The organism is Kitasatospora xanthocidica, assembly GCF_014656195.1.
In the GTDB taxonomy this organism is placed as follows: domain Bacteria; phylum Actinomycetota; class Actinomycetes; order Streptomycetales; family Streptomycetaceae; genus Kitasatospora; species Kitasatospora xanthocidica.
Genome location: NZ_BNBY01000012.1, coordinates 1 through 12,744, shown reverse-complemented (window position 1 = coordinate 12,744; position 12,744 = coordinate 1). Strand labels below are relative to the sequence as shown.

Annotated in this window: 9 protein-coding genes; 2 read left to right on the top strand and 7 right to left on the bottom strand. The window is 74.8% G+C overall.

Features of this window, described 5'->3' with window-relative positions:
* Positions 1-48: 48 nt before the first annotated feature.
* The 4 genes from smpB to ftsE all read right to left on the bottom strand — a co-directional run bounded on the left by smpB (position 49) and on the right by ftsE (position 3,568).
* Positions 49-525, bottom strand: coding sequence for an SsrA-binding protein SmpB (gene smpB, locus IE332_RS21725; protein WP_189919004.1), 477 nt, complete (start codon positions 523-525; stop codon positions 49-51).
* Positions 526-637: 112 nt separating this feature from the next.
* Positions 638-1,777 (bottom strand): S41 family peptidase, encoded by a 1,140-nt coding sequence (locus IE332_RS21720; protein WP_189918997.1) that lies wholly within the window; start codon positions 1,775-1,777, stop codon positions 638-640.
* Between the two features lie 113 nt (positions 1,778-1,890).
* Positions 1,891-2,802: a permease-like cell division protein FtsX gene (ftsX, locus tag IE332_RS21715; protein WP_189918988.1), complete on the bottom strand. Its 912-nt coding sequence runs from the start codon at positions 2,800-2,802 to the stop codon at positions 1,891-1,893.
* A gap of 76 nt (positions 2,803-2,878) precedes the next feature.
* Positions 2,879-3,568, bottom strand: a complete 690-nt coding sequence (gene ftsE, locus IE332_RS21710) for a cell division ATP-binding protein FtsE (protein WP_189918986.1) — start codon at positions 3,566-3,568, stop codon at positions 2,879-2,881.
* A 350-nt stretch (positions 3,569-3,918) separates the two neighbouring features.
* On the opposite strand from ftsE, the gene IE332_RS21705 reads away from it, so the two are divergent.
* A complete protein-coding gene (locus tag IE332_RS21705; RefSeq protein WP_030059729.1) occupies positions 3,919-4,113 on the top strand; it encodes a hypothetical protein in 195 nt (64 codons plus the stop codon).
* A 104-nt stretch (positions 4,114-4,217) separates the two neighbouring features.
* On the opposite strand, the gene prfB is transcribed toward IE332_RS21705, so the two are convergent.
* The 3 genes from prfB to IE332_RS21690 form a co-directional block, all read right to left on the bottom strand.
* The gene (gene prfB / locus IE332_RS21700) at positions 4,218-5,330 is read right to left on the bottom strand and encodes a peptide chain release factor 2 (protein WP_189918984.1); all 1,113 of its coding nucleotides are present in this window, start codon (positions 5,328-5,330) and stop codon (positions 4,218-4,220) included.
* 103 nt (positions 5,331-5,433) lie between these two features.
* Positions 5,434-6,687, bottom strand: a complete 1,254-nt coding sequence (locus IE332_RS21695; protein WP_189918982.1) for a serine/threonine-protein kinase — start codon at positions 6,685-6,687, stop codon at positions 5,434-5,436.
* 313 nt (positions 6,688-7,000) lie between these two features.
* The gene (locus tag IE332_RS21690; RefSeq protein WP_189918980.1) at positions 7,001-8,920 is read right to left on the bottom strand and encodes a serine/threonine-protein kinase; all 1,920 of its coding nucleotides are present in this window, start codon (positions 8,918-8,920) and stop codon (positions 7,001-7,003) included.
* 410 nt (positions 8,921-9,330) lie between these two features.
* Between IE332_RS21690 and IE332_RS21685 the strand changes: the two genes are divergently transcribed.
* Positions 9,331-12,192, top strand: coding sequence for an FtsK/SpoIIIE domain-containing protein (locus IE332_RS21685; RefSeq protein ID WP_189918978.1), 2,862 nt, complete (start codon positions 9,331-9,333; stop codon positions 12,190-12,192).
* The last annotated feature ends 552 nt before the right edge of the window (positions 12,193-12,744 follow it).

Genomic DNA, 12,744 nt, shown 5'->3' with positions numbered 1-12,744 from the left:
TGTTGCTTGCGCCATAGTACGCGAGGCGACGGGCGAGGGTCCAGCGGATTAACCCTGGCGTCGCCGGGCCGCCGCCACCGCGCGGGCCGTCTCGCGGGTGTCCTGCTTCTCGCGGAGCGTCTGGCGCTTGTCGTACAGCTTCTTGCCGACGGCCAGCGCCAGTTCCAGCTTGACCCGGCCGTCCTTGAAGTACAGCGAGAGCGGGACCAGGGTGTGGCCCGCGTCGCGGACCTTGCTCTCGATCTTGTGGATCTCCAGCCGGTGCAGCAGCAGCTTGCGCTTGCGCCGGGCCGCGTGGTTGGTCCACGTCCCCTGGGTGTACTCGGGGATGAAGACGTTGTCGATCCACGCCTCGTGGTTCTGGATGTAGGCGTACCCGTCGACCAGGTTGGCCCGCCCCTCGCGCAGTGACTTGACCTCGGTGCCGGTGAGCACGAGACCGCACTCGTAGGTGTCGAGGATCGTGTACTCGTGCCGCGCCTTCTTGTTCTGCGCGATCAGCTTGTGTCCGGTTTCCTTTGCCATAGCGCGGCCATTCTCGCACTTCGGGGCGCGATCGGGCAGCGGTTTTGGGGGCGGGCCGCCGCTCCGGGCGCGGCGGGCGCCTCAGGCCCGGGCGCTTCGGGGCCCGGCCGCCTCAGGCCCGGGTGCCCAGCCCGGCCAGCACCCGCAGGGCGAGCGCGTCGGCGTCCTCCCCGCCGGCGGCCGGGACGTCGGGGGCGAGGCCGGTGCCCTCCGGGGAGCGGCCGGCCGGGGTGAAGTAGCGGCCGACGGTCATCTCCAGCACCGCGCCGTCGGCGAGCCGGCTGGGCCGCTGGACGGTGCCCTTGCCGAAGGTCCGGGCGCCCACCACCACGGCGCGGCTGCGGTCCTGGAGGGCGCCGGCGAGCAGTTCGGCGGCGCTCATCGTGCCGCCGTCCACCAGCACCACCAGCGGGGTGCGCTGGTCGCCGCCGCGCGGGGCGGTCAACTCCCGTGTCTCGCCGCGCTCCTGGTACGAGCCGACCGGGCCGCCGTCCAGGAAGATCCCGGCGGTGCCGGCCGCCTCGTCCACCAGTCCCCCGGAGTTGCCGCGCAGATCGAGCACCACACCGGCGTGCGGGGCGCGCAGCGCGGCGCGCACCCGGTCGGTCACGCCGCTGGTGAAGGCCCGTACGGCGATCCGCAGCACGCCCCCGTCCAGGTGCTCCGCGGCGACCTGCTGGCTGTCCAGCAGCGCGCGCCGCAGCCGCAGTTCGCGCACGTCCCCCTCGCCGCGCCGGACCTCCAGGGTGACCTCGGAGCCGGCCCTGCGCTCGTCGCCCTGGCCGCGCAGCCGCGCGACCACCTCGGTGACCGGCAGGTGGTCGGCCTGGTCCTGGCCGACCCGCAGCAGCCGGTCGCCGGCGGCGATCCCGGCCGCGGCGGCCGGGCCGCCGGCCGCGACCTGGGAGACCTCGGTGACGCCGTCCTCGCCGCGGCCGACCGAGAGGCCGACGCCCAGGTAGCGGCCGTCCAGGCCCTGGCTGAACTCGGCGTACTCCTGCGCGCTGTAGTAGGCGCCCCAGCGGTCGCCGTTGGCCCCGAGCAGGTGCTCGGCCTGCTGCTCGGACAGGGCGCTGCCGGCCGGGTCCCCCGGGAGCCCGCCGCCGACGGCCCGGGCGGCGTCGGCGGAGGGGCGCGGCGGCAGGTCGCTCGGGTCGCCCCAGGCACCGGTCGCAGCGCCGGCCAGCAGGACGGCACCGAACACCAGGCTGAGGGCGGCCACCTGACGTGCCCTGCGCGGAGTTTGCAGCATGCCAACGGAGTGTAGACACCGCTCCGCGCGCGCCGGGCCGGAACGAGGGAGCGCGGAACGGCGGCGGCCCCGGACGGCGCGGTGCCGTCCGGGGCCGCCGAGGCGTCCGGGGATCAGACCTTGAGGTACTTGCGCAGCGTGAAGAACGCCGCGATGCCGGCCATGCCCATACCCACCACGATCAGCAGCGGTATCACCGCGAGCACCGATCCGAGGCCGATGAAGTGGATGAACTGCACCCGGTCGGCCAGCCAGTTCTGGACGAAGAAGTGCCCGCCGATCAGCAGTCCGGAGGCCATCGCCGCACCGAGCAGCGCGGAGAACGCGGCCTCGGCGATGAAGGGCATCTGGACGTAGAAGTTCGAGGCACCGACCAGGCGCATGATGCCGGTCTCGCGCCGCCTGCTGTACGCCGACACCCGGACGGTGTTGACGATCAGCAGCAGGGCGACGAAGAGCATCAGCACCATGATCACGAACGCCGCCGTCTGCAGACCGTTCAGCAGGCCGAAGAGGTTCTGCAGGATCTTCCGCTGGTCCTCGACCGACTTCACGCCGGGCTTGCCGGCGAAGGCGCTCTGGATGACGTCGTACTTGGTCGGGTCGTTGAGCTTGACCCGCCAGGACTGCGGCATCGCGTCCGGGCCCAGGACGGGGATGAGCGGGTTGTCCGGGTTCATCTCCTTCCAGTGCTTGTACGCGTCGGCGGAGCTCTCGTACGTCGAGGTCTGGACCACCGAGGTCATCTTGTCCAGCTGGTCCTTGATGTCCTGGACCTGCTGGTCGGTGGCCGAGCCCTTGTCGCACTGGGGCGAGTTGCGGGCGTCCGCCTTGGTGCAGAAGTAGATGCTCACCTCGACCTTGTCGTACCAGTACCCCTTCATGGAGTTCACCTGGTCGCGGACCAGGAGCGAGGAACCGGCGAGGGCGAGGGAGAGCGCGACGCTGACCACGACCGCGATGGTCATCGTCAGGTTGCGTCGGAGACCCACACCGATCTCCGACAGGACGAACTGGGCACGCATGCGGGAAACAACTCCAGGGTCGGTACTGCTCGGTCGGACGGTTCGGGCCGGCGGCCCTACGGTTCAGCGCTGGCGGTCAGTGCTGGTACCCGTAGACGCCGCGGGCCTGGTCGCGGACGAGGAGTCCCTTGTCGAGCTCGATGACGCGCTTGCGCATCTGGTCGACGATCGCCTGGTCGTGGGTGGCCATCAGCACCGTGGTGCCGGTGCGGTTGATGCGGTCGAGCAGCTTCATGATGCCGACCGAGTTCTGCGGGTCGAGGTTGCCCGTGGGCTCGTCCGCGATCAGCAGCATCGGCCGGTTCACGAAGGCGCGGGCGATCGCCACGCGCTGCTGCTCACCACCGGAGAGCTCGCCCGGCATGCGGTCCTCCTTGCCGCCGAGGCCGACCAGCTCCAGCACCTCGGGCACCACCTTGGCGATGGCGCTCTTGGGCTTGCCGATCACCTCGAGGGCGAACGCGACGTTCTGCGCGACCGTCTTGTTCGGGAGCAGGCGGAAGTCCTGGAAGACGGTGCCCAGCTGGCGGCGCATGTGCGGCACCTTCCAGTTGGACAGCTTGCCGAGGTCCTTGCCCAGGACGTGCACCGCGCCCGTGCTGGGGCGCTCCTCGCGCAGGCACAGGCGCAGGAAGGTGGACTTCCCCGAGCCGGACGAGCCGACCAGGAAGACGAACTCACCCTTCTCGATCTCCAGCGAGACGTTGTCCAGGGCGGGACGGTTCTGCTTGGGATAGGTCTTGGAGACGTTGTCGAATCTGATCACGGCTGCATCACGGAGGCCATCCTAGGCGGCGCCAGTCCTCGGTCGGTCCGCCCCGGAGGCCCGGCCCGGGGGCGGGCGAAAGGAGCGCAGAGGGCCGCTCCCGGTCTGGGACCATACGCGAATCGGCGACCGGCCCGCAGGGGCGGCCCGTGACAGCTCCCGCACTCTGGGGGAGAATGTCTGCTTATGCCCCGAATATTGCGAGGCATCTCACAGCCCGGGAGCCGGAACCGCCGGAACCTGGCAGAGTGGGAGGTGGCGACCGCGTCCGGCCGCTCCCCCGTACAGGGCAAGAACGGGAACCAAAGCCCCGTCCGGCGCGTTGGCAGTAGCAGCGAGGAGGAGATCGCATGACCTGCGACCATCTGGTGTGCGCCAACTGCAACGGCCGCGTCAGCGACGGGCGTTGCCCGGTGTGCCGCGCCAACCGGGCCCGGCTGCAGGAGCAGCAGGGGCCGTTCGCCGCGCTCTCCCCCGCGATGCTGCTGGCCCTGCTGGCCGGACTGCTCGCGGTGGCGCTGATCGCCCGGCAGGCACTGGCCTGAACCCCTGATCCACGACCGGCGCCGCCCGGCCGACCGGACGACGAAGGGCCCCGACCGCTGCGGTCGGGGCCCTTCGCTCTGTCGTCTCGCTCTGTCGTCCGCCGTTACTCGGCGCTGGTCTCGCGCTGCTTGCGCCACCGGATGCCGGCCTCGATGAAGCCGTCGATGTCGCCGTCCAGCACGGCCTGCGGGTTGCCGGCCTCGAACGCGGTCCGGACGTCCTTCACCATCTGGTACGGGTGCAGGACGTACGAGCGCATCTGGTTGCCCCAGGAGCTGCCGCTGTCCTTGAGCGCGTCCATCATCGCCTTCTCCTCCTGGCGGCGCCGCTCCAGCAGCTTGGCCTGGAGGACGTTCATCGCGGACGCCTTGTTCTGGATCTGCGAGCGCTCGTTCTGGCAGGAGACCACGATGCCGGTCGGGAGGTGCGTGATGCGCACCGCCGAGTCGGTCGTGTTGACGCCCTGGCCGCCCGGGCCGGAGGCGCGGTACACGTCGACCCGCAGCTCGCCCTCGTCGATGTCGACGTGGTCGGACTGCTCGACGACCGGCAGGACCTCGACACCGGCGAAGGAGGTCTGCCGGCGGCCCTGGTTGTCGAACGGCGAGATGCGGACCAGGCGGTGGGTGCCCTGCTCGACCGAGAGGGTGCCGTAGGCGTACGGCGCCTTCACGGTGAAGGTCGCGGACTTGATGCCGGCCTCTTCGGCGTACGAGGTGTCGTACACCTCGGTGGGGTACCCGTGCCGCTCGGCCCAGCGCAGGTACATGCGCATCAGCTGCTCGGCGAAGTCGGCGGCGTCCACGCCACCGGCCTCGGCACGGATGTTGATCAGCGCCTCGCGGGCGTCGTACTCGCCGGAGAGGAGGGTGCGGACCTCCAGCTCCTCGACGGCCTTCTGGAGCGAGACCAGTTCGGCCTCGGCCTCGGTGCGGGTGTCCGCGTCGTCCTCGGCCTCGGCGAGCTCGAACAGCACGCCCAGGTCGTCGATGCGGCTGCGCAGGCCCTCGACCCGGCGCAGTTCGCCCTGGAGGAAGGAGAGCCGGCTGGTCACCTTCTGCGCGTTCGCGACGTCGTCCCACAGGGTGGGGGCGGCTGCCTCCTCCTCCAGGACCGCGATGTCGGCCCGGATCTTGTCCAGGTCGAGGACGGCCTCGATCGACCCCATGGTCGTATCGAGGTTCTTGAGCTCTTCGGAAGGATCGACGGCTGCCACGCCCCCAGCGTAATGGTTCCGGGGGTGGTCATGACGACACCCCCGCTCCTGGGCCCGGCCGTCCGCCCGCGACGGGAGGCCCGGACGGACCCCGGGGCACGCCCTACGGCGCCCGCGGCGCGGTGCCGTGCACGGCCGGGCGGGCCGGGTGGCCGGCGTCCGGGGCGGTGGCCGCGAAGGCCGTCCAGGCCGCGGCGGCGCCCGCCAGCAGCAGGACGGTGGCCAGCAGGACCGCCAGCAGCCGGCGGCGGCGCAGCAGGGCCTGGCGGTCCCGGCGGTGGCCCGGGGCGGTGCGCTGGGCTCGGGACTCGGCGGCGTACGCGGCCAGCTCGTCGGCGGACGGGCGGCGCAGGCTGGTGTGGGTGTCCCGGGTGGAGTCCGGGGCGGTGCCGGGCACCAGCGGGACGGCCGGGCCGCGGCGGCGCTTGTGCAGCCCGGGGCCGGCGTCGACCTCGGCGTAGACGGCCTCGCCGGGGGTCAGCTGCTCCTCGGCCGGGGCGCGGCCCTGGGTGGGCACCACGAGCACCGGCAGGCCGGCCAGCGAGGGCAGCTGCTCGCGCAGCCGGGCGGCCAGCTCGGCGGCGCGCAGCCGGGAGGCGGGGGCCTTGGCCAGGCACTCGGAGATGATCCGCCACAGCCCGTCCGGCAGGCCGGGGATCGGCGGCACCTGCTCGGTGACGTGCCGGCGCAGCACCGCGCCGGTGTGGCCGCCGCCGAAGGGGGTGAAGCCGGCCAGCAGCTCGTACAGGACGGTGGCGAGGGCGTAGATGTCGACGGCGGCGCGCGGCTCCAGGCCCTCGATGATCTCGGGGGCGAGGTAGTCGGGGGTGCCGATGATCCGGGTGGCCCGGGTCCGGCGCGGGGCGTCGACCAGGCGGGCCACGCCGAAGTCGGTGAGCTTGGCGCGCGGGGCGCCGCCGGGGCCGGGGGCGGCGGCGAGGTCGAGCAGGACGTTCTCCGGCTTGACGTCGCGGTGCACGATCCCGGCCGCGTGGGCGGCGGCCAGGCCGTCGGCGACGTCGGCGATGATCGAGGCGGCGGTCTGCGGCGGCAGCGCGCCGTCCCGCTCCAGCCGGGAGCGCAGGTCGGTGCCCTGGACCAGCTCCATCACCAGGGCGAGGTCGCTGCCGTCCACGACCATGTCGCGCACGCCGACCACCCGGGGGTGGTCGAGGCTGGTCAGCGCGGTGCGCTCCTGGACGAAACGGCCGACGAGCACCTGGTCGGAGGCGAGGTCCTCACGCAGCAGCTTGACCGCCACCGGGCCGTCGGGCCCCTCACCGAGCCAGACCGTCCCGGCCGAACCCCGGCCGATCACCTGGTGGACGGTGTACCGGCTGCCGATCTTGCGTGCCAATGCTGCTCCGTGGGCGGCGCGGGAGCGCTCCGGGGGTCCGGTGCGCTCGGTGGGGCGGGACAACAGCGACCAACCTACGCGCCCGGAGGCCCCGCGGGGGCCGCCTGAGGGGCCAGGAGCGGGAGTCTACGGCGAGAAATCTCGTGGATTGTCGACAAAGCGTCAATCTTGCCGTCCGGGCCCCGGATCGGCCCCCGCGGACCCGGCACCGGCCCCGTACAGAACCGGCACCGGCCTCGCGCCGACCCGCTTCGGACGGGTCGGCGCGGGCTCCGGGCCGGGCCGGGCCGGGCCGGGCCGGGCCGCCGGGGCGCTACTTGCCGAAGACGCTGTTCACCCAGTCGCGCGCCGAGTCGAACCAGCCCACGACGTTGTCCCAGTAGTGCGGCAGCGGCGTGAAGTTCCACGCCGCCAGCGCGGCCACGGCCAGCACCAGCAGCACCATCAGGCAGCCCTTGAGGCAGCCGAGCCCCGGGATGTACATCCGGTTGCGGCTGCGCCGACGCGGCTCACGGGCCGGCGCGGGCTCGCGGCGGGACTGCTCGCGCGGCGGCTCCTCGCGACGCGGCGGGGCCTCCCGGTACTGCGGCGCGGGCGGCTCGGCCCGGCGCGGCGCCGGGGCCGGGGTCGGGGCGGGCGGGGGCGGCGGGTAGCCGCCCTGCTGCCGGCCGTACCCGGCCGGGGCCTGCCGGTAGCCGCCGGGCGGCTGCGGACGGCCGCCCTGGCCGCCCTGGCCGCCCTGGGGGCCGTAACCGGCCTGGCCTCCCTGGCCGCCCGGTCCGCCCTGGTACGGCGGCGGGGCCACCGGCGGGCGCTGGGCGTAGCCGGGCGGCGGCGGGGCCTGCCGGTAGCCGGCCGGCGGCTGCGGCTGGTACCCGGGCCGGCCGCCCGGTGCGCCCTGGCCGCCCGGGCCCGCGGGCCCGGCCTGGTAGGGCGGCGGCGCGACCTGCGGATCGCCGTAGTCCTCGTAGTCCTCCGGCCCGAAGTAGCCGACCTGGGTCTGCTGGTTGCGGTCCCGGGCCGCGCGCAGCTGGGTCTGCCACGGGTGCGGCGCCTCCTCCTTGGGCCCGGGCGGACCGGGCGGCGCGGCGGGCGGGGGCGGCGGCACGGCGGTGGGCGGCATGACCTGGGTGCGGTCCGCGGCGCCGTACGGGGGCGCGGGCGGCGGCTGGGTGCCCATCACCCGGGTCGCCGCGGCCGGGTCGTACTCCGGGGCGCCCGGGGCGCCGGGGACGACCGGGGGCAGCAGCCGGGTGCGGTCCTCGGTGCCGGCCGGCGCGCCCGGGACGGCCTGGACGGTGCCGGGGACGGCGGTGGGCTGCGGGTCCGGCTGCAGCAGGGCCGCGACCGCCAGCGCCTCGTCCACCGCCGCCGGGGAGGCGTGCACGCCGACCCCGGCCGCGACCACCCGCAGGGCGCGGGCCAGCGAGGTGGCGCTGGGCCGCTGGGCCGGGTCCTTGCGCAGGCAGCGCTCGATCACCGTCCAGAGCGGCTCGGGCATGGTGCTGGGCCGCTGCGGCTCCTGCGCCAGGTGGGCCTGGAGGACGGCGAGCGCGCCGTCGCCCTGGAACGGCTGACGGCCGGTGACCAGCTCGTACAGCATGATCCCGGCGCCGTACACGTCCACCGCGGAGGTCTGCGGCCGGCCCTCGGCGGACTCCGGCGCGACGTAGGCGGGGGTGCCGACGAACTCGTGGGTGCGGGTGACGCCCGGGGAGTCGGCGAGGCGGGCGATGCCGAAGTCGGTCAGCAGCGGGTGCATCCGCTCGACGCCGTCCACCATGGTGGAGGCGAGCAGCACGTTGGCTGGCTTGAGGTCGCGGTGGACGATCCCGTCCGCGTGGCTGGCCGCCAGCGCGTCGGCGACCTGGGCCATCAGCAGGGCGCCGGCAATCGGGCTGAACGGGCCGTTGGCGCGCAGGTAGCGGGCCAGGTCGGGGCCCTCCACCAGGTCCATCACCAGGGCCAGCAGCTCGCCCTCGACGACCAGGTCGCGGACCCGGACGATGTTGGGGTGGGTCAGCCGCAGCAGCAGCGAGCGCTCGCGCAGGAAGCGCATCACGACGTCGGGGTCGGCGGCCAGCTCCTCGCGCAGCACCTTGATCGCCACCAGCTGGCCGGGCTCGCTGCCCGGCGCCTGGACGTCCTCGCGCACCACGCCGCGCCAGACGGTGCCGGTCGCACCCCGTCCGAGGGTCTCATCCAGCAGATACTTGCTGCCGACTGGCCGCACCTGTCGCACTCCTCGCCGTGCCGCCCGCGCGGGGCGCTCCTCCGCCGGTGCGGTGAGCCTGCCGGGCCCGTGTCTGCGGCCACTCTAACGGTGTCCGTTCAGGTTTTCGGGGTGACCGGCGGGGCATCCGAGCAGGGTCGGGGACATCCCCTAGGGGAGCCCCCGGAGCGGTCGGCGGGCCTGCTCAGGGGACCCGCGGGGAGGCGGTTGACCTGACCCACCGTCGCCTCCACCATGGCGATGATCGCAAGATCGTCAAATCCGGTACCGTGCGCGGACCGTCCGTGCCGGATGGCAGGATGGACACTCGCCACTCGTGTGGCCCAATGGGGTCGCCGCGGCCGCCCGGTGCGTCCGCGACGGCGCCGGGGTACCAGGCTTCACACCAGCAGAAGGGACCCGCGGGCGAGATGCAGATCCGGCTGACCGTCCTCCGACCGCGCAGCGGCCCGGCCGCCGCCGGCTCCGCCATCCCCTACGTGGACGTGCTGGTCACCGCGCCCGTCGGCACCGCGCTCGGCGCCATCGCGGGCGCCCTCGCGGGCGCCGTGGGCGTGCGCGGACCGCGGGCCGCCACCCATGTGCACCTGTACGCCGGGGCGCACCGGGTGGACGAGCACACCCTGCTCGGCCACCCCCCGCTGCTCGACGGAGCCGTCCTCAGTCTCAACGAGCCCGACCCGACCGCCGACGACCCCGACGACGCCCCGGCCGCCGCCGAACTGCGCGTGGTCGGCGGCCCGGACGCCGGCGGCGTGCACCGGCTGCACGGCCGGGAGATCCGGATCGGCCGGTCCGGTGAGGCCGACGTCCCGCTCGACGACCCGGACGTCTCCCGGCTCCACCTCGTCCTGCACCTCGCCGAGGACGGCCGGGTCTCCGTCCGCGATCTCGGCTCCACCAACGGCACCACCCTGGACGGCCGGCTCGTCCCGCCCGGCCCGCCCGAGGCCGCCGTCCCGCTGGAGCCCGGCGCCCTGCTCCGGATCGGCGAGTCCACTTTCCAGGTGACCGCCCCCGGCCCGGCCGAGACCACCGGAGCGGCCCGCGCCGCCCTGCCCGACGGCCACGGCCACCTCCAGCTCGCCGCCCCCGGCCCGGCCCGGCCCGCACCGCCGGTGACCGAGCCGCCCGCCGCCCCAGAGCCCGCCCCCGGGCGCGGCCGCGGCCTCTTCTCCCTGCTGCCCGGCCGCGCCGCCGAACCCCCCGGCCAGGAGAGCGCCGACCGCCACCACGCCGCGGTACGGCTGCGCCAGGCCGCCGCCCAGCGCGAGCGCTGGCCCGACCTCGCCACCCTGCTGCTCAGCGCCGTCGGGCCCGGCCCCCGGCTCTGGGAGCGCGGCCCCGGCCACCCCGACGCGCTCACCCTGCGCCTGGGCACCGCCGACCGCCCCGGCGGCCCCGGCACCACGCCCGGCACGATGCTGCCCGCCGTCCCGGTCACCCTCGACCTGCAGACCGCCGGCAGCCTCGGACTGTGCGGCCCGCGCGAACGCCTGGACGCGCTCACCCGCGCCGTCGTCGCCCAGCTCGCCGCCCTGCACCCGCCGACCGGCCTGAGCCTGGTCGTGGTCGACGCCGACCCGGCCCGCGCCACCGAGGACCGCAGCGACACCTGGGCCTGGGCCCTGTGGCTGCCCCACCTGCGCCCGGTCGACGGCCAGGACTGCCGGCTGCTGATCGGCCTGGACGACGAGCAGGCCACCGCCCGGCTCACCGAGCTCACCGCCCGGCTCAGCGGCCCGAGCGGCCTCGGCGGCCACCCCGCCACCGTGGTCGTGGTGGACGGCCGCCCGGCCACCGAGACCGCCCGGCAGGCGCTCGACCTGCTGCTGCGCCAGGGCCCGGCGGTCGGCATCTTCCCGATCTGCCTCGCCGAGCAGCCCGAGCTGCTCCCCCGGGGCCTCGGCGCCACCGCCCTCATCACCGGCGAGGTCGGCACCCAGCTCTCGCTGGACCGCCCGGTCGCGCGCGGCCGCGAGACCCTGCACGAGGTCTCGCTGGACGCCGTCTCGGACGCCTGGGCCGAGCGGCTGGCCCGCGTCCTCGCCCCGCTGCGCGAGGCCGCCCCGGCCGCCCGCGGCCCGCTGCCGGACGCCCTGCGCCTGCTCGACCTGCTGCAGCTCGACACCGTCACCCCGGCCAAGCTGTCCGCCCGCTGGGCCGCCCATGCGGGCGGCATCGGCGCGGCCACCGCACTGCTCGGCACCACCCGGGACGAACTGTGCACGCTCGACCTGGCCGACCCCGAACTCGCCCTCCCCTCCCCCGACCCCGGCGGCCCGCACCTGCTGATCGGCGGCGCCCGCGGCTCCGGCAAGACCGAACTGCTGCGCACCCTGATCGCCTCGCTCGCCGTCTCCGAGCGCCCCGAGCGGCTGGCCGTCACCGTCATCGAGGGCCGGGCCACCGAGGACGGCCTGGACGGCTGCACCGAACTGCCGCACGTCACCGGCCTGGTGAACGCCGCCGGCGACCCGCGCGCCGCACTGCTCGCGGCCGAGCGCCTGGAGGACGAACTCGCCCTGCGAGAACGGCTGTTCGACGGACTGGACTTCGCCTCCTGGCACGCCGCCCGGATCCTGGACAGCCGGCACGAGCTGAACGGCCAGGCCGACCGGCAGGACGCCTCGGACCACCCGCAGGTGCCGGTGCCGGCCACCGTCGGAGCCGGGTCCGCCGCCACGCCCCGGATCATCCAGCCGCGCAGCGCGGAGGGCCCCCGGCCCACCGCCGCCCCCGCGGCGCCGGCGCCCGCCCCACCCGTCCCCGCCCGACTGGTCGTCGTCGTGGACGACTACGACGCCCTGCTCTCCCCCACCTCCCCGGCCGGCCGCCCGCTCGCCCGCGCGCTCGCCGACATCGCCCGCCGCGGCGGCCCGCTCGGCATCCACCTCGCGGTCGCCACCGGCCGCCCGGAGGAGAGCGCCGGCACCGAGGTCGACGAGGCCGCCCTGCTGCGGATCGCCCTGCGCACCGACGACCCGGCCGACTCCGACCTGCTGATCCACCTCGGCGACGCGGCCGCCCTCCCCGAGGACACCCCCGGCCGCGGCTACCTGCGGCTGCCGGACGGCGGCGTCACCGCCTTCCAGACCGCCCGGATCAGCGGCCGTATCCCGCGCACCGCCACCCTCCGCCCGACCGTGGTCGCGATAGACCCGCTCCAGCTCGGCGCCCCACCCGCCCGCCGCCCCGTCCGCGAACTCGGCAACGGCCCCACCGACCTCGCCCTCCTCGCCAGCGCCCTCCAACGCGCCGCCGCCCGCTGACCCCCGCGGAGCGCTCCGCAACAGACCCGGTGGATGACCTCCTCCGGGGCGCGCCCGCGTCCGCCGACACGGGCCCGCCCCAACCCCCTCTTCCCTTGATCACCTAGTCGCCGCTTCGGCACAGGAAAGGGCCGGGATCAACCGCAGTGGGATTGCGTACCCATTCCGCCCCGCCGCGATCACATCGCGGCGGGGCGGGAAACAGATGGGGTCGGCCAGGAACCTGATGAGAACTGGGCGGGCCCGCGCGCAAGCACACGGGCCCGCCAAAACGCCGAATCCCCCGCCCGCCCACCCCTTCCGCAAACCACAAAGCAACGGAGGCCCGGCCAAGATTGGCCGGGCCTCCGAACCCAGGGCCAAATCAAAACCTTTCATCTAAGCCCTGCTCTTCCGTTGCCGCTTCGGCCCCGCCGAAGCGGCAACGATATTATTCGGCACCTCTCGTTGTGCACAGGAAGTCGACCAGACCAACTTCCTGTGCAGCGGGCGAGAACAAGAACCCGGCCCACGAACACAACAACTCACGGGCGGCCCGGCCGAGTCGGCCGG